Origin of the sequence: Haloarcula sp. DT43, from assembly GCF_037078405.1 — an archaeon.
In the GTDB taxonomy this organism is placed as follows: domain Archaea; phylum Halobacteriota; class Halobacteria; order Halobacteriales; family Haloarculaceae; genus Haloarcula; species Haloarcula brevis.
In genome coordinates, this window is record NZ_JAYMGZ010000001.1 from 1263793 (window position 1) to 1282243 (window position 18451).

The following is an 18451-nucleotide window of genomic DNA, read 5'->3' on the forward strand; positions in this document are numbered from 1 at the left end:
TTGTTAGAACATCGCTCCGAGCGCGTCGCCGGCGTCCTCGTCGTCATCGTCGTCGTCTTCGTCGGCGGCCTCCTCGGCCGCGTCGTCGGCGTCGTCCTCGGATGCGGTGTCTTCGTCTTGGTCGTCAGTCGGTTCCTCTGTCGCCACGTCGGCCTCGACGCCCTGGAGCTCCTCCGGGAGCGCCTCCTCGTCGTCTATCTGCGAGGCGAGCGCACGGACCTGAGCGTCGGCCTTGCTCACGAGGTCGGGCACGACCTCGGGGTTCTCGATGGCCGCCTGGAGCGCGAGGCTCTTGGCGTTGCCACGAGCGGACTGGAGCATCGTCGGGGCCGTCGTCGCGGTCGGGTAGTCGGCGTTGACCGAGAGGTTGAACGCCCGGCCGGCGGCCGCCTGGATGTCGCTCCGGTACTCGTCGATGTCGAGTTCCAGTTCCTCGGGCTCGAACAGCACACCGTCGGCGAAGACGGCACGGAGGTCGAGACCGACCTCTTTCGGTTCGATGCCGAGCTCGTTCAGGACGTTCGCGAGTTCCTGCGAGACTTCCTCGCCGGTGGAAAGCACCGTCGAGTCGGACAGGACCTGAATGGAGCCTTCCTGGATGCGTGCGTCGGCACCCACGCTCTGGAGTTCGCCGACGAACGGACCGGGGTCGACGCCCGTGTCGCCCTCGGGAATCACGATGTCGTTCGGGGCCACCTCGCCGGCACCGATGGGTGCGGGCGTCTTGGAGGCCTCGAGTTCCTGGAACAGCGAGAACGGGTTGTCGTTCGTGCCGATGAGCCCGACCTGCCCGGTGATGTAACCGTTGAGGTCTTCGAGCCCGTCGTCGACTTCCTCGAGCGCACGCTTCAGGAGCGTGTTCCGGGAGACGCGAAGCTCGGCGGTCCCGTGCAGGTCACGCCGCATGTCCTGGAGCTGTCGAGAGGGAATGCCGGCGATGTTGACGACGCCGACGCTCTCGTAGGACTCTATCATCGCCACGATGGCGTCGACCTCTTCCTGCTTCCACTCGGGGATGGTTTCGGTCTTGCGTTCGGATTCGGCGCTCATGTCAGGCAACCTCCATCGCAGGCCCCATCGTCGTCTTCACGTAGACGGTGTCGATGTTGAGCGGGCCCTTCTCGAGGTCCGCGTGCAGGCGGCGGAGGATGACGTCGATGTTGTCCGCGATGTCCTCGGCGGACATGTCCTCCGCGCCGACCCGCGTGTGGAACGTTCGCCGTTCCCCGCTGCGGAGCTGCACGGTGTTTTTCATGCGTTCGATGACCTCGACGACGTCGTCGTCGGGGTCGAGCGGTTCCGGCATCTTCCCGCGCGGACCGAGGACGGTCCCGAGGTAACGGCCGATGTCCTGCATCATGTCTGTCTCGGCGATGAAGAAGTCAGTGTCATCGGCGAGGTCCTTGGCGGCGTCGTCGTCGCCACCCAGTTCCTCGAGTTCGTCCTCGTCGAGTACGTCGTCTGCGACTTCCTCGGCACGGAGGGCGGTTTCGCCCTCGGCGAAGACCACGATAGTGGTCTCCTGACCGGTGCCAGCAGGAAGCACGACGGACTCGTCGACGCGGTTCGACGGGTCGTTAAGATCTAAGTCGCGCAGGTTCACTGCGAGGTCGACCGTTTCGCGGAAGTTCCGCTGGGGTGCGTCCTCGAGTGCGCGCGAGACTGCGTTCTCTATTTCCTGATCTGCCATTGTTCACCTCCGTAGTACGCCAATCGGCTTCTACGGGTCAGTGAAACAGGCGGATGCCTGTCTCGTGCGGGTAGACGCCAATGCGACACTTAAACCCGTCGAACCAGCACGAGGGGCGCTAACGGGCGTGTTTCCGGTTCTCAGGGGTCGCCGCTCCATCGACGGTGCAGCGGCTCGACGGCGTCGAAAGCAGGGGAGAACACGCGCCGACCAAACGGCCAGTCCGACCTACGCTTGCGCTTCGGCCGCGAACACGTCGTCGTACTCGCCCGCGTCGATTCGCTCCTTGAACTCGCGTGGGTTCTCGCCTTCGATGGTGACGCCGAGAGAGGTACACGTCCCGACGACCTCTTTCGCGGCGTTCTTGAGGTCGTAGGAGAGCAGGTCGGGGTGTTTCTGCTCGGCGATCTGCTTGACCTGGTCGACCGAGAGGTCAGCGACGAAGTTCTCCTGGGGCTCGCCGCTGCCGGTCTCGAAGCCGGCCTCGTCCTTGATGAGTTCGGCCGTCGGCGGGACGCCGACCTCGATGTCGAACGAGCCGTCGTCGTCGTACTCGACGGTGACGGGGACTTCGGTGCCGTCGAACGCCGCCGTCTGGTCGTTTATCTCCTGTACGACTGCCTGCACGTCCACCGGTGTCGGGCCGAGTTCCGGACCGAGCGGCGGGCCGGGGTTGGCCTCCCCACCGGGAACGAGGACTTCGATAGTTCCAGCCATACATAGTGGAACCTTCGCGGCGGTTTAAAGGATTGCGTTTCACCGGCCCCTTCGTGAGGGCTCCACACGCACGAACGCCCCGCCGAGCCACACGCTCAGGCGAGCGTCACGCCGTTCATCGCGAGAAAATCGCTCGCGTCCTTGATTTCGACCGGAGAGCCGATTATCCGCACCTGTTCACCTTCGTGGTGGACACTCACTGTGAACCGCTGCTCCAACTCCTCGCGGATGCCGTCGAGCGCACCGACTGGCAGCAGTATCTGCGTGCTGTCGCGGAACCGACTCGCCGCTCCCATTATCGACACATGACGGAGGATACCCTATAGGTGTGTCGAATTACATGAGCCTCGTTTGACCATTCCGAACGGGAGGACGGCGGCGCTGTCGCGTACCGCCGGTCGGCGTCGGCGAGGGAGGAAAGCCTTATTCGGTGCGAGGGGCCGACATACACCTAATGGGGCTCGAAGAGGAGATTCAGGAACTCGAAGACGAGATCGCCAGCACTCCCTACAACAAGTCTACAGAGGCCCATATCGGTCGATTGAAGTCCAAGCTCGCCGAGAAGAAGGAGAAGCTCGAACAGCAGGCGTCCTCCGGCGGCGGCGGCGGCTACGGCGTCGAGAAACACGGCGACGCGACCGTCGCGCTCGTCGGGTTCCCCAGCGTCGGCAAGTCGACGCTGCTGAACGCACTGACGAACGCCGAATCCGAGACTGGTGCCTACGAGTTCACGACGCTTGACGTGTATCCCGGGATGCTCAAGCACAAGGGGGCGAACATCCAGATACTCGACGTCCCAGGGCTCATCGAGGGGGCGGCCGGCGGCCGCGGCGGCGGCAAGGAAGTCCTCTCGGTCGTCCGGACCGCCGACCTCATCGTCTTCCTCGTCTCCGTCTTCGAGATAGACCAGTACGACCGACTCCGCGAGGAGCTGTACAAGAACAAGATACGACTCGACCAGGACCCGCCGTGGGTCACCGTCCGCAAGAAGGGCAAGGACGGGATTTCGGTCAACACGGCCTCCGGCGTCGAACTCGACGACGAGACGGTCAAGGCCGTCCTGCGCGAACACGGGTACGTCAACGCCGACGTGACCATCGGGGAGGACATCGACATCGACCAGCTCGTCGACGGCGTGATGGACAACCGCGTCTACCTGCCCTCGCTCGTCGCGGTCAACAAAGCCGACCTCATCGAGCCCGATTACCTCCCCAAAGTCGAGGACGAACTCTGGGAGCGGGACATCGACCCTGATGAGGCGATTTTCATCAGTGCCGAGGAGGAAAAGGGGCTGGACAGTCTTACCGAGCGTATCTGGGAGGAACTCGGCCTCATCCGTATCTACATGGACAAGCCCGGCCGCGGCGTCGACCGCGAGGAACCGCTCATTCTCCGCGAGGGCGATACCGTCGACGACGCCTGCGAGAAACTCGGCGGGAGCTTCGACGAGCGGTTCCGATTCGCCCGCGTCACCGGCCCGAGCGCCAAGCACGACGAGCAGCAGGTCGGGCGCGACCACGAACTGGCCGACGAGGACATCCTGCGCATTGTCGCCAACCGCTAGGTCGTCGCTTCCTGCCTGAACCTGTCACGCTCGCGCGTGCACGAGACATCAATAACATTGAGCCCTGGCGACCCGTGCAGTATCGCCTTCCTGAATTAGATGCGTTCAAGCGTGTCCAACCCTGGAGACACGTATGGCCCACGGCCCTCGACGCCGCCTCGTCGCCGTCGTCGTCGCCGGAATCGTCCCGTGGACGGCGGTGCTCGTCGGGGCGGAGCTGACGCTCGTGTTCTCGTTTGGTCTGTTCAACACGAACCCGCCGGAACTGCTCTCGGTCTACAGCTACTTCGTCCGCTTTACCGGCAGCCTCCCGCAGTTCATCGAGTCGTGGGGCACGGGCGTCCTGCTGTACGCGTTTGCCCTGACCAGCGCCGCCCTCGGCGTCGCCTGGCGCGAGGACGTCCGGCTCACGGCACTCGCCCTGGCGGGCGCAGGTCTGACGCAGATTCCGGTCTTCCTGGGGTTCAACAGGCGACTCAACTACGTCGCCGTCCCGGTCGGCACCGTCGTCCTGCTCGCCGTGGTGTGGTGGTACTACCTGCCGGCGGTTCGGGCCGGCTCGGGAACGCAGTGACGGTATCGAAGCCGGACGGAACCACCTGTGGCGGTAGCCTTTTCGCTCGCTCCCACCATGGCCCGTGTATGTGGTCACTCGATCATACGATGATGCGCGTCGAAGACCTCGACGCGTCGCTCGACTGGTACACGACACATCTCGACTACGAAGAGAAGGGTCGCTGGGAGGCCGACACCTTCACGAACGTCTTCCTCGGACCGGAGGACGTCCACGACGAGGGGGCGCTGCTCGAACTCACGTACAACCACGACGGGCGCTCGTACACGATGGGCGACGCCTGGGGCCACATCGCCGTCCGCTGTGACGACGTGTACGACGCCTACGAGGAACTGATGGACGCCGGCGTCGATGACTACCGCGACCCCGACTCCTGTGGCGGCTCCTACGCCTTCGTCACGGACCCCGACGGCCACGAAATCGAGATCGTCGAGCGCGACCACGGTGCGAAGTGGTCGCTCGACCACACAATGATTCGTGTCGAGGACGCCGAACAGGCGCTCGGCTGGTACGTCCGGAAACTCGACTACGAGCTGTTCCGTCGCGAGGAGTTCGACGACTTCGCGCTGTACTTCCTCAAACCGGCGGACGCCCCCGACGAGGCGATGTCCGTCGAACTCACGTACAACTACGACGGCCGGTCCTACGAACTCGGCGACGCCTGGGGCCATGTCGCGGTTCGAACTGACGACCTCCACGACGCGTGGGAGACGCTGATGGGCCGTCACGCCGAAGACTACCGCGACCCGGAGAGCTGTGACGACCGCTACGCGTTCACCAAAGACCCCGACGGCCGCGAGGTCGAAATCGTAACGAACTGACGGCGCTGGCCGCCGGTACCCGCTACGTCGGAGAGCCGTTCGCCCCACCACGCGGCAGATATCGCTATTCCTGGCAGCAGTCGCACCCTCGAAACCCGCTTTTCACGCCAGTGACGACATCCAGTCATGTAAATCCGGTTGTCAGACACTCGAATGACAGTCGAGCATCAGAAGCCACAAAACCCATATACCCAACTCTATCCGGTGATATCGACGGTTTCTGCAGTCAGTCGTTCATGACATACGGTTGTCTAAACCACAAAGCATTTATAATAGACAGCTAACGTTACGACTGTACCCCTACCTATGGCGCCAGAAGTGAGTACGCCGGTCCGGTCTATGCGCGGTCGCGACGACCGCGTTCCGACCACGCGGAAAACTGCTGGGGTCGCCCGATAGCAACCACAAACTATGACAGGAAATTCGAATAAGGTTCGCAGCCTGTTCCTCACGGCGCTGATGGTCTTCTCGGTATTCGCCGGGACCATCGCGTTCTCCGGTGGCGCAGCCGCCGCCGCGAACGTCAGCGTCCAACAGGCCTCAGAGTATAACGACGGCACAGTCGAACTAGCACTCAACAGTTCAACCGGTAGCCCAGTCGCTGCCGGTGACATCGACGTCTACGTCGATGGCAACCAGAACCCGAGCAACTACGTCTCGAGTCTCTCCGTTGACGGAACCGACGACGGGACGACGGGACGTCTCGAGTTCAGTCTGGACCAGGACGTCCAGCCCAACCGCAACCTGACCATCAAGGTCTCAGGTCTCAGCGGTGGCGACGGTACAGTCATCGCCGAGGACATTGACGTCACGTCCCAGACGATCACAACTACCGGGTCGAACGACACGGACTTCAACGCGTTCCGCGGCGAAATTATCGCGGTTGAAGACGAAGACGCGGACGATACTGACAACTTCCCATCCATCGAGGTCGGAGCGGACAGTATCGTTCTGTCCGACACGTACACGGACAACAGCGAAGTGTACACCATCGACACGAGCAACCTCGACACCGGTGAAAGCTACGACATCGAGGTCGACGGTACTGAAGAAGGAGTCTTCACCGTCAGCGACCTCGCGCTCGAAGTGAACATCGACGACGATGTCGGCGACGGCGCCAACATCGACGAGGATGACACCCTCGCCGTCAACGTCTCCACGAACCGTGGTGGCGAGCCGGCCAACGCGACGCTGTTCGACGAGGACGACGACAAGGTCGCCACGCAGATCAAGAACCTGCAGGGTAACCGCAACGTCGTGTTCGACTTCGGCAACCAGAGCGCCGACGGCAGCCCGTACTACGTCCGCGTGACAGACAACCAGACCGGCGTCACCGCCGAGTCTGGCCAGATCAACGTCTCCGAGTCCGACGAGGGTGAGGCCAGCTTCGAAACCTCGACCGTTCAGGACGAAGTCGGTGACGTGGTCAACATCACGGTCCAGGTCGACAACACCGAAGACGCCGTCATCAACGTCGGTGACGAGAACGACGACAACTACTACATCCAGGGCCAGATCGAAGACGACGACGGCGACGGCGAAGTCGTCGTCCAGTTCAACAGCTACACCGCTGGCGACCACAGCAACAGTACGGTCCTCAGCGTCCCTGGTGACGACGACATCGACAACATTGAGGAAGGTGGCGATTACACCCGAGGCGGTCTGAGCGGAGACACGCTCGAGGCCGGTTCGTACTCGATGAACGTGACTGCGGGGACCTCCCCGGACGTCACCAGCCCCGACTCCGTCGGGACGCTCCGACTCAACGAGAACTCCGTTGAGGGTATCCAGACGTGGGCCGCACCGAGCGACGCCGATATCGACGACGAGGATGTCGATATCTACGACCGCATCGGTGTGAACCTCACGCAGTCCGATAATATCGCAGCCGAAGACGTCGTCGTCCACCAGATCGAGGCATCCGGTATCGAAGGTGCCATCGAATACGAAGAGGAAGACGGCGGTGCCGGAAGTACGACGGCAGCGTTCGCACAGGCAGTTGACACCGACGGCAGTACCGCTGACGGAACCGGTACTGCGGGCCTGACGCTCTACGTCAACCGGACCGACGTCGGTGCCAACGCCGACGCCGACCCGATTGACTTCGGTATCGGTGACCCGCTGACCGTCGTTGAGGACGCGGACAACAACACCTACTTCGTCGCGGTCGACACCAGTGACGTCGAGTTCGCTCAGTCCGGTGACACGATTGTCGACGAAGAGGATACGCGGATCAACGCGACCTTCGCCGTCAGAGAAGGTCCGCTGACCGACGACCAGAACAGTGCCAGCGCGCTCTACAGAACGTCCGAGCGTGACGCGACGCTGAACCTCGATGACGACGGATTCGTCACGGTCTCTGCTGCTGCTGGGCAGGAAGTGACTGGCGATACGAACGTCGCCCCCGGCTCCGAACTCGAAGTCGAGATGGAGTCCGAGAGCGAGGCGAACCCGTTCGTCCTCCGACCGGAAGCGACTGTCGACAACAACGGCACGTACACCGCCACGGCCGACTTCAGCGACTACTCCGCTGGAACGAACTTCACCGTCCAGACGCTCGACGTCGACGGTGACGAGGACTTCAGCGACGAGGAAGACGGTCGCATCGTCGAAGGTGCGACGGCCACTGTGAGTATCAGTAACCAGGAATCCGACGGTAGCGAAGTCGTCGTCGACAGCGCGCAGCTGTCCGACGGTGGCTTCATCGTTATCCACGACAGCTCGCTCCTCGAAGGCGAGGTCGCGGGTAGCGTCGTCGGGAACTCCGAGTACCTCGAGGCAGGCAGCCACGAGGACATCACGATCACGCTCGACGAGCCGATGGACGAGAACTTCACGGCCATTGCGATGCCGCACCTCGACACCAACGGCAACGAAGCGTACGACTTCCCGGACGCCGACGGTCCGTACACCCAGAACGGCTCCGCCGTGACGGACAGTGCGAACGTGACCGTCGTCGCTGAGGAACCGCCGGAAACCGAAACGGAACCGCCGGAAACCGAAACGGAACCGCCGGAAACCGAAACGGAACCGCCGGAAACCGAAACGGAACCGATGGACACCGAGACTGAAGCGCCCGAGACCACGGAAGCGTCCGGTCCCGGCTTCACGGCAGCCATCGCGCTCATCGCGCTGGTCGCCGCTGCGCTGCTCGCTGTCCGCCGCGACAACTAACCGGAATCACTCCGGTCCCTGAACACCACTCTTTCTTTCGCGCACGCACGAAGCAGTGCCGACAGTCTGCAGAACCACGCCAACTCCGGGCTACTCTGTCCGCTTGCGAACGGCTAGCTGCCTGTCGTCGGTCGTGACTGGGTCACAGTCGAACGCCGGGGCGACGCGGTAGTAATCCAGTACCTGTCGGACGTCGCCCTCGATGTCCGCCGACGTGAGGTCGGCTTCAGCAATCGTCTCGTCTTGCTGGTCGTAGATGGCCCTGAGCGACGTCGCTGGCGGCACACGGGCGGTGCCCGTTTCGCTCGTCGTGTACCGCCGGTCGACCTGCGTCTCGTAGCGGTTCCGGTTGACGACCCACTGCGTCCCGTCGGCGTGTGTCTCCACGACGACAGTCGGGTGCTTCGTGATGTTCCGGTCGCCGACGGCGTCGAGAATCAAGTCGTATATCTCCCGCGAGAGACTCGTCTGCAGGACGTTCCGTGCCGAGAAGTCGACGGCGTCCAGCAGCTCCGCGTTTTCGTCCGCGAACGTCTCTGCGGCGGCGGCCTCGTCCCCTTCGAGATAGAACACGTCGGTGAACTTCCCCGGATTGTTGGCCTGGGTTAGCCCTGCCGTCCCGGTGACCTGAATCGCGCGGACCTCCCCCCGTTCGTCGAAATTCAAATCAGCACGCGAGACACCGGTCTGTGGCGCTTCCTGGAGCTTGTCGTACAGCTGCGTCATCCTCTCGTTTGACCCATTCAAATTTCAATTGTATATGGCTTACTTACCAATTATCGATAGTCGATTTCACACTACGCCTGTGCTACTGAGGCAGACCAGAGCGGTAGTGTGGATTGAGTACCACGGGTCTAAAGCGAAGTCCACCTAGATACGGGACCAGCGGGCGTCTCCGACCGGAGTGTTGACCGTCCAATTCACAAACGAGTAGTTATATTTTCAGTTTAGAAGTAAATATAGATTCTAAAGCATTTCTGAGTGATTTTTACTTGTAATCTACTTACCAACTTTATTCCACAAAGCATTTACCACACTTCGGGTAATGTACCGATACCCCTACCCATGACGCCAGAAGTGAGTACGCCGGTCCGGTCTATGCGCGGTCGCGACGACCGCGTTCCGACCACGCGGAAAACTACTGGGGTCGCCCGATAGCAACCACAAACTATGACAGGAAATTCGAACAAGGTTCGCAGCCTGTTCCTCACGGCGCTGATGGTCTTCTCGGTATTCGCCGGGACCATCGCGTTCTCCGGTGGCGCAGCCGCCGCCGCGAACGTCAGCGTCCAACAGGCCGCGGAGTATAACGACGGTACAGTCGAATTAGCACTGAACGGTTCAACTGGGACTTCAGTCGGTTCCGGTGACATCGACGTCTACGTCGATGGCAACCAGAACCCGAACAACTACGTCTCTGGACTCACGGTCAATGCTGATGGTCAAAACGGCCGTATTGCATTTGACCTAGACAAAGATGTTCAGCCCAACCGCAACCTGACCATCAAGGTCTCAGGTCTCAACGGTGGCGACGGCACGGTCGTCGCTCAGGATATCGATGTCACGTCCCAGACGGTCACGTCGAACGGCAATAACGATACAGACATCAACGTCTTCCGCGGTGAAGTGATCGCCGTCGAAGACACGGACGCGGACGATACTGACAACTTCCCGTCCATCGAGGTCGGAGCGGATAGCCTCGTCCTGTCCGACTCGTACACGGACAACAGCGAAGTGTACACCATCGACACGAGCGACCTCGACACCGGTGAGGACTACGACATCGAGGTCGACGGTACCGATGAAGGGGTCTTCACCGTCAGCGACCTCAGCCTGCAAGTGAACATCGACGACGATGTCGGCGACGGCGCCAACATCGACGACACGGACACGCTGGCAGTCAACGTCTCCACGAACCGTGGTGGCGAGCCGGCCAACGCAACGCTGTTCGATGAAGACGACGACAAGGTTGCCACGCAGATCAAGAACCTGCAGGGTAACAACAACGTCGTGTTCAACTTCGGCAACCAGAGCGCCGACGACAGCCCGTACTACGTCCGCGTGACGGACAACCAGACCGGCGTCACCGCCGAATCTGACCAGATCAACGTCTCCGAGTCCGACGACGGCGAAGCGAGCTTCGAAACCTCGACCGTCCAGGACGAAATCGGCGACGTCACCAACATCACGGTTCAGCTCGACAACACCGAGGACGCCGTCATCAACGTCGGTGACGAGAACGAGGACAACTACTACATCCAGGGTGAGATTTCGGACGAAGACGGTGACGGCGAAGTTACCGTCCAGTTCAACAGCTACACCGCTGGCGACCACAGTAACAGTACGGTCCTCAGCGTCCCCGGTGACGACGATATCGACAACATCGAGGAAGGTGGCGATTACACCCGAGGCGGTCTCAACGCAGAAGCGCTCGAGGCCGGTTCGTACTCGATGAACGTGACTGCGGGGACCTCCCCGGACGTCACCAGCCCCGACTCCGTCGGGACGCTCCGACTCAACGAGAACTCCGTCGAGAGCATCCAGACGTGGGCCGCACCGAGCGACGCCGACATCACGGATGACGATGTCGACGTCTACGACCGCATCGGCGTGAACCTCACGCAGTCTGACGAGGTCGCGGCCGAGGACGTCGTCGTCCACCAGATCGTGGCGTCCGGTGTCGAAGGTGCCGTCGCATTCCAAGAGGAAGACAACGGCGCCAGTGGAACCACGGAAGCGTTCCTGCAGGCCGTCGACGCTGACAGCAGCACTGCTAACGGCGTCGGAACTGCGGGCCTGACGCTCTACGTCAACCGGACCGACGTCGGCGCGAACGCCGACGCTGACGCACTGCAGCTCAACAGCTCCAACGTGGACGTTGTCGAAGACTCGGACAACAACACCTACTTCGTCGCCGTTGACACGGGTGCCATCACGTTCACCCAGTCCGGTCAGGACCTCGTCGACGAAGAGGACACGAGCATCAACGCAACGTTCGCTATCAAGGATTCCAGTCCGATTTCCGACGATGGTACGAGCGCCAGCGCGCTCTACACCACGTCCGAGCGTGACGCGACGCTGAACCTCGACGACAGCGGCGTTGTCACGGTCTCGGCCGCTGCTGGTCAGGAAGTGACCGGCACGACGAACGTCGCCCCCGGCTCCACGCTCGAAGTCGAGATGGAGTCCGAGAACGAGGCGAACCCGTTCGTCATCCGCCCCGAAACTGATGTCGCTGCTGACGGCACGTACACCGCCACAGCCGACTTCAGCGACTACTCCGCTGGAACGAACTTCACCGTCCAGACGCTCGACGTCGACGGTAGTTCCGAGTTCAGCGACGAGGAAGACGGCCGCATCGTCGAAGCCGACACGGCCACCGTGAGCATCAGTGACCAGGAATCCGACGGTAGCGAAGTCGTCGTCGACAGCGCGCAGCTGTCCGACGGTGGCTTCATCGCCATCCACGCCGGTAGCGCGTCCGGCGACGTCGTCGGGAACTCCGAGTACCTCGAGGCAGGCAGCCACGAGGACATCACGATCACGCTCGACGAGCCGATGGACGAGGACTTCACCGCGGTCGCGATGCCGCACCTCGACACCAACGGCAACGAAGCGTACGACTTCCCGGACGCCGACGGTCCGTACACGATCAACGGCACGGCTGTCACGGACAGTGCGAACGTGACCGTCGTCGCTGAGGAACCGACGGAGACCGCTACGGAACCGCCGGAAACCGAAACGGAACCGCCGGAAACCGAAACGGAACCGCCGGAAACCGAAACGGAACCGATGGACACCGAGACTGAAGCGCCCGAGACCACGGAAGCGTCCGGTCCCGGATTCACGGCAGCCATCGCGCTCATCGCGCTGGTCGCCGCTGCGCTGCTCGCTGTCCGCCGCGACAACTAACCGGAGTCACTCCGGTCCCTGAACACCGCTCTTTCTTTCGCGCGCTGCCCCGGTAGCGGCGGCGCTGTCGGCGAGTCGGGCTGACGCCCGCAGTAACGCAACGACAAAACATATAGGCGGGTTCAGCCAACGTACGGGCAATGAGTGAGACAGTCCTGCAGGCGGGCGTCGACATCGCTGGACTGTCGTTCGACCCGGTCACGGTCTCGGAGCCGCTCATGTGGCTCGTACTCGCGGCCTTTCTGGGGAGCGTGGCCGTCGCCCAGTACGACCAGCGCTTGGCTCGCCCCGTCGGGACGGTCGGCTGGGTGGTGTTCGCGGCCTACTGGCTCGTCCTGGCCCCGCATTTCATACTGATACAAAAAAGCGTCGTCGAGGGGCTGGGAAGCGTCGTCGCCGTCCCCCTGTCGCTGTACACCGGCTACCTGCTCTGGAACGGCCGGGAGTCGCTCCTGGTGTTGACCCGAGCTATCGGTATCATGGGCCTCATCTACGTGCCCTTCCTCACTATCGGGCCGCTCCGCCAGACGATCATCGAGGTCGTCACCGACCAGGTCGCCTTCCTGATGACCGTCGGCGGCTACGACCCGGTTGTGGTCGACGGGCTCTCGCACAACGGCGTCGACATCGCGTCGAAGCAGTACCCCTACGAGAACACGTTCTGGTTCGACGGGAACGAGCGCCCGATAACGTACACTATCATCCTTGCGTGTACGGGCATCGGCAGCATCTCTATCTTCGCCGGCGGGATACTGGCGGTCGCGGCCCCGTGGCGGCGGAAGCTCCGCGTGCTGGTCGCCGCCATCGGCATCATCTACGTGCTGAACCTGGTCCGGAACATCGGCATCGCGCTGGCGTTCGGTCTCCAGAAGGCCCAGTTCTTCCCGGACGTCGTCATGACGCTGTTCGGCCTCAGCGACGCACAGCTGGTGTCGTACTACATCGTCGACCGGATGCTGGCACAGTTCGGTTCCGTCGTCGTCCTCGTCGGGCTCACGTGGCTGTTGATGCGGGAACTGCCGGAACTCACCGTGATAGTCGAGGACCTCCTGTTTCTTGTAACCGGCACGGAGTACGACCTCGGCCCGGCGTTCGAACAGCGGGAGTCGGGCTCTGCCACGCCCGGTGACGACTGACCCGAATCCGAGGAGGCGTTACTCCAGGTCCGCTCCGGCGAGTGACTCCAGTGCGTCCGCTTCGAGCGGGTGGAGCGACCCCGGAATCACGAGCAAGTGCAGTGGCTCCCCGAACGTTCGCGTGGCGAGTTCGTCGAGCGTATCGGCGACCACCAGCGGGTCCGGGCTGCCGGCCCTGGCGACCACGACGCCGACGGTGTCCGGGAACGGCTCCGCGAGCATCGCGGCGGCGTGGCTCGCGGTCATGTACGTGTCGTCGCTGTCGTCCCAGTGGGGGTCGTCGACCTTGATGTCGAGGTAGACCAGCGTGTGCAGGTCCCGTTCGCGGTTGTCCTCGATGGTGGCGACGACGCTGTCGGGAACGCCGTCGCCGCCGTGGGCGTCCTCGAACGGGAGCGTCGTCGCCTTGCCGAAGCGGTAGTTCTGGAGGCCGGTCAGCGAGCCGGCGGCGGTCTGAGCGGTCGTCCCGTGGACGATTCGGGTGTCGATGCCGCGGTCCGCGGCGCGGAGCCGGAGGTCGGTGTGCGTCGTCGAGACCATCGTGTCCCCGGCGGTACAGAAGACGACGTCTTCCTCCGCGGCGGCCGCGAGAATCGGTTCGGGGTCCTGCTCGATGCCGGCCCGGTCCCTGAGTTCGATGGTCGTCTCCAGTGTCTCCTCCAGGGTTTCGATGTCGGTACCGACCAGCCGGCTCGTGTAGAACTCGGCGAACACGCGGTCGGCGGCTCGGATGGCGTCCCGGCCGGCGACCGTGACCGAGCGCTCGTCGTAGAGGCCCAGTCCGACGAATGTGAGCATACCCGGAGTGGGTCGCCGTCCGGGATAAAGGGCGCGAAGCGTCAGGCTTACCGCCTGTGGCCGGGGAGTGAGCGTATGGGCGTTCCCTGCGTTCGTGTTCCCCGCGAGGCCGGCGAAGAGACTCGCCAGCGCCTCGCCGAGGCAGACCTCGTCGACGACGGCTACGACATCACGGTCGTCGACGGACAGCTGTACGTCCCCGTCACCGACCCCGCCGCGGTACCGTCGGACCTTGCCGTCGTGGAGGCCGACCCGCCGGTCCGCGAGAGCCAGACGATGCCGGCCGACGGGCTCGACTTCGACCCGAGCTACGAGCGCATTGGCGACGTGGCTATCGTCGACGAGGACGACGACGAGCGGGCGCGAGCGATTGCCGACGCGATAATGGACTCGGACCTACCGGTGCGGGCGGTGTTGAACCGCGCGTCGAAAATCAAGGGCGAACAGCGGGTCCGCGAGTGGGACGTGCTCGCCGGCGAGGGGACCGAGGGAACTCACAGGGAGTACGGCTGTACGTTCGACCTCGACCTCGCCGAAGTGTACTTCTCGCCGCGGCTGGCGACCGAGCGCCATCGCGTCGTCGAACAGGTCACCGAGGGCGAGCACGCCTTCGACATGTTCGCCGGCGTCGGCCCGTTCGTGGTCCCGTTCGCCACGCGCGGGGCGACCTGCGTCGGGACCGATATCAACGAGACGGCAATCGAGTACCTGCGGGCGAACGCCGAGCGCAACGGCGTCGCCGACCGAGTGACGGGCATCTGTGGCGACGTGCGCGCGGTCGCCAGCGAGTACGAGGGGTGGGCGGACCGTCTCGTGATGAATCTACCACACAGCGCCGACGAGTTCCTCGATACCGCCGTCCGCCTGGCCGGTGAGGAGTGCGTTCTTCATTACTACGACATCCAGCACGAGGACGACCTGTTCGGCCCCGGCGAGCGGGCGATTCGGGCGGCCACCGAGCCGACCTACGACGTGACGGTCGAGACGCGCCACACCGTCCGGTCCTACGCCCCGAAAGAGCACAACGTCGTTCTCGACGTTCGGCTGACACGCTAAGACGAGCCGTTCTATTCAGTCGTCGTGGGGATAGTACCAGATGGAGGTGAGCGAGGTCGACGACGTTGACCTCGCGCCGCCAGCGTGGCGACTTCTCCGGGTCGAACAGAACGCCGAGAAGGGGCTCGCCATCGCCGACCGCGGCTTCGTGCCCGCAAGCGGCGAAATCAAGGTCACCGGCACCGGGACCGAACTGCTTAACGACGAGGAAGTCGGACGCTTGTATCTGGGAGGCTAACCCATGTCTACGATACTCGTTCCCGTCGACGCAGACGAGGACCGCGCCCGCGGACAGGCCGCGTTCGTCGCGGAGCTACCGTCCGCCGACACCGACATCAAGGCCGTCATCACGCACGCGCTGACCGGGGAAGAGACGGACGCGCCCGAGGAGATACGCAACGTCGAACGGATTTCGACGGTCCGGCTCGTCCGCGACTACCTCGAAGACAGCGAGGTCGACGTCGAACTGGCCGAAGGGACCCAACCGCCCGCCGACGGCATCGTCTCGCTGGCCGACGAGTTCGACGTCGACCAGATAGTCATGGGGTCCAGAAAGCGGTCGCCGACCGGCAAAGCGGTGTTCGGGAGCGTCTCCCAGCAGGTCCTGCTCGAGGCGGACGATCCGGTCACGGTCGTCGGCGCTCGCGAGGAGTGAGAGCGACTCCCTCGCCGGGTCCGATTCGCAATCCTTATTGCGGTTATGCGTCCAAGAACTGATGTACGCCAGCGCCGCGCCGGTGTAGCTCAGACTGGCAGAGCGAATCCTTCGTAAGGATTAGGCCGAGGGTTCAAATCCCTCCACCGGCTTTCGATTTCTGACACCTCTACGGACCGACGCCGAGTGAACGCGTCTCGGGCTTGCTGTCCGTCCCGGCCGAATCGTACCGTTGTGCGGAACGTACTCACAGAACTGGACCGACTGTCGGGTTTCCTGCTGACGGACGGGGGAACGGTCTAGAACGGGTCTGCGCGCCGCAGTACACGGCGACCGGTCGGAGTGGCGCGTCAGTCAGCTATCGATATCGGTGACAGTCTGACATCGGTATCGACGATTTCCGTATCCGGACTGCCGTCGTACTGGAATCTGACCGAGCGTCGTTCGTCCCCTCGCATGATTGGAACGACTGCGAGCGCTTCGTCGAGTATACAGTGGCCCTCGCCGATGAACTCGACGACGACCTCAGTGTAGACGTCGTCACTGGTCTCGTTTTGTAGCTGGACCTCGAGCACCGTCTTGTCTGTGCAAGAGCGTCTGAGTTCCTTCCCCACTTCGGTAACGCTCGGAGACGCTGTCGAGGTCTTTTCTCGCGTTTCCGAATGGAGTTTTCGCCTGTTTTTCAACTCTGTAAAGATGTCTATCCTATCGATTTCATCCTCTGGTAGATACGTGTATCTCCCGAGCCGTCGCACCACCTCGCCCTCTGAATCTTTCAGTAGCGGATTCCGAAGAAGCAAATCGTTTTGCTCTCGTTCCCCTGCGTACTGCACGTCGCCCTGAATTTCCTGTCCGGAGGGTGTCTTAATCGAAGCAACGACTGGCGATTTCGCTTCCTGGTTGATGTAGTCCCACGTCTTTCGTCGCGTTCGAGATATCCCTTTGCGCTGGTGGACCCGTATATCATACAGGGTGCCAATGGCGTATCCCACCGGGATTGCGGCAAGGGTCAGCACTGATAGTACCACGAGCGACTCTTGTGGTGTGAGTTGAATTTCAGGGAGTAATATTATTTCCCGCTGGACTATCGATGTCAAGAAGACGTACAGCAGGTACCCAGCAAAGGCGAGCAGAGTGCTTCCAGTGAGACTGAACGCTTGCTTTTCGGCCTCCGTGAACGTATCCGGAACTCTCGCCTGCCATAGCAACACGTACGTCAACACGTATCCGGGCAGAAGTATCGCCAGTAGAACGACGCCGTCCGGAAGCGAGATGAGCATCTAATCCCGAGTTCCGTGCTCGTACTCCGCCGGGTCGTCGGATTTCCGAGTCGAGTGCTCGTACAGTGTAGCCACACCGGACTCTTCGGGATGCGCTTCGGCCCATTCGATGGCCGATATAGCCACCTGCGTGATTTGATTGTCGCTGATATCCGCTCTGACATCGTCGTCGAGGTCCCGCTTGATTTCCTCGACGAGTTTCGCCATCGTTACATCAGCTGTCGTATCGTCGTCGGTTTCGACCATAGTGAAAGTAGTAGTCCAACTGTCATAAATATATACCATGAACTACATTTCTGTTCAACGGTCACATCAACCGTCATTCCCTACGACGCTGGTGGAGCAGTGCTCCGTCCCCGGTTCGGCTTCTGCTGGCACCGTTGCCCAACACAGGGACGGGGAGACTGGGGATATGCCGACTCAGAGTCGGAGAACGCGAACCACTGCCGACCGGCCCGTCGCGGCGAGACTGTTACTGCGGTAGTCGGACACGGCGTGTCGTCGGGCGTTTCGACGGTCGACACAGCCGAGTTGGAGACCGGTTCGCTTCGCCACCAGCGGGCAGAACTATCGGTATAAAAAGGGCCCTCACCAGTGACGTGAAAGTTCGACAGACCGCAGGGTCGAAGCACGTCCCGAGTACGATGGTGACACAGTATTCATTCGGACGGCTGTCGGACACGCCCCGGCGTGCCGTCACGGGCGCACCGAGACACCCGCGGACGCCAGGAGTCAGGAGGTCGTGAGTGCCGATGGGATTCAAAAACGCCTGGCACCGCGACACCGACGAGGACGTCTGTTGTATCGCCTGCGGTGAGACGGTCGCTCGCTCTGACGCGCGCGAGTACGACAAGTACGGCGACCGATGGGACCGCGCGGACAAGTCCTTCGAGTACCTGTGTAAGCCCTGCTACCGGGAGTACTGTCACCTCGACCGGACCGGGCTGGAAGACCGGCTCGAAGCGGCCGGTGCCGGGACGGTGGGCCGAGGTGAGTTTCTCAGACGCTACCGCGACCAGGCGGAACAGACACGCGCCGACGGTCGCTGAGACGCCGGGCGGTCGGCAGGATGGC

Annotated in this window: 18 protein-coding genes and 1 tRNA gene; 11 read left to right on the forward strand and 8 right to left on the reverse strand. The window is 62.6% G+C overall.

The window, feature by feature from the left end:
• Positions 1-3 precede the first annotated feature (3 nt).
• From VI123_RS06795 to VI123_RS06810, 4 genes are all read right to left on the reverse strand, one after another.
• Positions 4-1050 (reverse strand): 50S ribosomal protein L10, encoded by a 1047-nt coding sequence (locus tag VI123_RS06795; RefSeq protein WP_336337268.1) that lies wholly within the window; start codon positions 1048-1050, stop codon positions 4-6.
• A 1-nt stretch (position 1051) separates the two neighbouring features.
• Entirely contained in the window at positions 1052-1690 is a 639-nt protein-coding gene (locus VI123_RS06800; protein WP_336337269.1) for a 50S ribosomal protein L1, read from the reverse strand.
• 228 nt (positions 1691-1918) lie between these two features.
• The gene (locus VI123_RS06805) at positions 1919-2407 is read right to left on the reverse strand and encodes a 50S ribosomal protein L11 (protein WP_336337270.1); all 489 of its coding nucleotides are present in this window, start codon (positions 2405-2407) and stop codon (positions 1919-1921) included.
• Positions 2408-2502: 95 nt separating this feature from the next.
• Positions 2503-2703 carry a VNG_1110C family protein gene (locus tag VI123_RS06810; RefSeq protein ID WP_336337271.1) on the reverse strand — a complete coding sequence of 67 codons (201 nt, stop codon included), beginning with the start codon at positions 2701-2703 and terminating at the stop codon, positions 2503-2505.
• Between the two features lie 158 nt (positions 2704-2861).
• On the opposite strand from VI123_RS06810, the gene VI123_RS06815 reads away from it, so the two are divergent.
• The 4 genes from VI123_RS06815 to VI123_RS06830 all read left to right on the forward strand — a co-directional run bounded on the left by VI123_RS06815 (position 2862) and on the right by VI123_RS06830 (position 8540).
• Positions 2862-3971: an OBG GTPase family GTP-binding protein gene (locus VI123_RS06815; RefSeq protein WP_336337272.1), complete on the forward strand. Its 1110-nt coding sequence runs from the start codon at positions 2862-2864 to the stop codon at positions 3969-3971.
• A 133-nt stretch (positions 3972-4104) separates the two neighbouring features.
• On the forward strand, positions 4105-4545 hold the full coding sequence (locus tag VI123_RS06820; RefSeq protein ID WP_336337273.1) for a TIGR04206 family protein: 441 nt from the start codon (positions 4105-4107) through the stop codon (positions 4543-4545).
• 68 nt (positions 4546-4613) lie between these two features.
• A complete protein-coding gene (locus tag VI123_RS06825; protein WP_336337274.1) occupies positions 4614-5366 on the forward strand; it encodes a VOC family protein in 753 nt (250 codons plus the stop codon).
• 411 nt (positions 5367-5777) lie between these two features.
• Positions 5778-8540, forward strand: coding sequence for a DUF7282 domain-containing protein (locus VI123_RS06830; protein WP_336337275.1), 2763 nt, complete (start codon positions 5778-5780; stop codon positions 8538-8540).
• A 90-nt stretch (positions 8541-8630) separates the two neighbouring features.
• On the opposite strand, the gene VI123_RS06835 is transcribed toward VI123_RS06830, so the two are convergent.
• Entirely contained in the window at positions 8631-9266 is a 636-nt protein-coding gene (locus VI123_RS06835; RefSeq protein WP_336337276.1) for a hypothetical protein, read from the reverse strand.
• Between the two features lie 444 nt (positions 9267-9710).
• On the opposite strand from VI123_RS06835, the gene VI123_RS06840 reads away from it, so the two are divergent.
• Both VI123_RS06840 and artA read left to right on the forward strand, forming a co-directional pair.
• Complete coding sequence (locus VI123_RS06840) at positions 9711-12452, forward strand: DUF7282 domain-containing protein (protein ID WP_336337277.1); 2742 nt, start codon at positions 9711-9713, stop codon at positions 12450-12452.
• Between the two features lie 140 nt (positions 12453-12592).
• Complete coding sequence (gene artA / locus VI123_RS06845) at positions 12593-13588, forward strand: archaeosortase A (protein WP_336337278.1); 996 nt, start codon at positions 12593-12595, stop codon at positions 13586-13588.
• 18 nt (positions 13589-13606) lie between these two features.
• Here the strand turns inward: artA and dph5 are convergent, their stop codons facing one another.
• Positions 13607-14386 carry a diphthine synthase gene (dph5, locus tag VI123_RS06850; protein ID WP_336337279.1) on the reverse strand — a complete coding sequence of 260 codons (780 nt, stop codon included), beginning with the start codon at positions 14384-14386 and terminating at the stop codon, positions 13607-13609.
• Between the two features lie 75 nt (positions 14387-14461).
• On the opposite strand from dph5, the gene VI123_RS06855 reads away from it, so the two are divergent.
• From VI123_RS06855 to VI123_RS06870, 4 genes are all read left to right on the forward strand, one after another.
• Positions 14462-15442 (forward strand): class I SAM-dependent methyltransferase, encoded by a 981-nt coding sequence (locus tag VI123_RS06855; RefSeq protein ID WP_336337280.1) that lies wholly within the window; start codon positions 14462-14464, stop codon positions 15440-15442.
• A gap of 40 nt (positions 15443-15482) precedes the next feature.
• Entirely contained in the window at positions 15483-15680 is a 198-nt protein-coding gene (locus VI123_RS06860; protein WP_336337281.1) for a hypothetical protein, read from the forward strand.
• 3 nt (positions 15681-15683) lie between these two features.
• Positions 15684-16097, forward strand: a complete 414-nt coding sequence (locus tag VI123_RS06865; RefSeq protein WP_336337282.1) for a universal stress protein — start codon at positions 15684-15686, stop codon at positions 16095-16097.
• Positions 16098-16175: 78 nt separating this feature from the next.
• Positions 16176-16249, forward strand: a tRNA-Thr gene (locus VI123_RS06870).
• A gap of 198 nt (positions 16250-16447) precedes the next feature.
• Here the strand turns inward: VI123_RS06870 and VI123_RS06875 are convergent.
• Together VI123_RS06875 and VI123_RS06880 are read right to left on the reverse strand one after the other, a co-directional pair.
• Positions 16448-17377, reverse strand: coding sequence for a DUF6338 family protein (locus tag VI123_RS06875; RefSeq protein ID WP_336337283.1), 930 nt, complete (start codon positions 17375-17377; stop codon positions 16448-16450).
• Complete coding sequence (locus tag VI123_RS06880) at positions 17378-17623, reverse strand: hypothetical protein (protein ID WP_336337284.1); 246 nt, start codon at positions 17621-17623, stop codon at positions 17378-17380.
• Positions 17624-18129: 506 nt separating this feature from the next.
• Here VI123_RS06880 and VI123_RS06885 point away from each other — a divergent pair.
• Positions 18130-18426, forward strand: coding sequence for a DUF7562 family protein (locus tag VI123_RS06885; protein WP_336337285.1), 297 nt, complete (start codon positions 18130-18132; stop codon positions 18424-18426).
• Positions 18427-18451: the final 25 nt, after the last annotated feature.

Coding starts and splice junctions, on each gene's coding strand:
- VI123_RS06795 (WP_336337268.1), bottom strand. CDS start 1,050: ATGAGCGCCGAATCCGAACGCAAGACCGAAACCATCCCCGAGTGGAAG.
- VI123_RS06800 (WP_336337269.1), bottom strand. CDS start 1,690: ATGGCAGATCAGGAAATAGAGAACGCAGTCTCGCGCGCACTCGAGGAC.
- VI123_RS06805 (WP_336337270.1), bottom strand. CDS start 2,407: ATGGCTGGAACTATCGAAGTCCTCGTTCCCGGTGGGGAGGCCAACCCC.
- VI123_RS06810 (WP_336337271.1), bottom strand. CDS start 2,703: ATGGGAGCGGCGAGTCGGTTCCGCGACAGCACGCAGATACTGCTGCCA.
- VI123_RS06815 (WP_336337272.1), top strand. CDS start 2,862: ATGGGGCTCGAAGAGGAGATTCAGGAACTCGAAGACGAGATCGCCAGC.
- VI123_RS06820 (WP_336337273.1), top strand. CDS start 4,105: ATGGCCCACGGCCCTCGACGCCGCCTCGTCGCCGTCGTCGTCGCCGGA.
- VI123_RS06825 (WP_336337274.1), top strand. CDS start 4,614: ATGTGGTCACTCGATCATACGATGATGCGCGTCGAAGACCTCGACGCG.
- VI123_RS06830 (WP_336337275.1), top strand. CDS start 5,778: ATGACAGGAAATTCGAATAAGGTTCGCAGCCTGTTCCTCACGGCGCTG.
- VI123_RS06835 (WP_336337276.1), bottom strand. CDS start 9,266: ATGACGCAGCTGTACGACAAGCTCCAGGAAGCGCCACAGACCGGTGTC.
- VI123_RS06840 (WP_336337277.1), top strand. CDS start 9,711: ATGACAGGAAATTCGAACAAGGTTCGCAGCCTGTTCCTCACGGCGCTG.
- artA (WP_336337278.1), top strand. CDS start 12,593: ATGAGTGAGACAGTCCTGCAGGCGGGCGTCGACATCGCTGGACTGTCG.
- dph5 (WP_336337279.1), bottom strand. CDS start 14,386: ATGCTCACATTCGTCGGACTGGGCCTCTACGACGAGCGCTCGGTCACG.
- VI123_RS06855 (WP_336337280.1), top strand. CDS start 14,462: ATGGGCGTTCCCTGCGTTCGTGTTCCCCGCGAGGCCGGCGAAGAGACT.
- VI123_RS06860 (WP_336337281.1), top strand. CDS start 15,483: ATGGAGGTGAGCGAGGTCGACGACGTTGACCTCGCGCCGCCAGCGTGG.
- VI123_RS06865 (WP_336337282.1), top strand. CDS start 15,684: ATGTCTACGATACTCGTTCCCGTCGACGCAGACGAGGACCGCGCCCGC.
- VI123_RS06875 (WP_336337283.1), bottom strand. CDS start 17,377: ATGCTCATCTCGCTTCCGGACGGCGTCGTTCTACTGGCGATACTTCTG.
- VI123_RS06880 (WP_336337284.1), bottom strand. CDS start 17,623: ATGGTCGAAACCGACGACGATACGACAGCTGATGTAACGATGGCGAAA.
- VI123_RS06885 (WP_336337285.1), top strand. CDS start 18,130: ATGGGATTCAAAAACGCCTGGCACCGCGACACCGACGAGGACGTCTGT.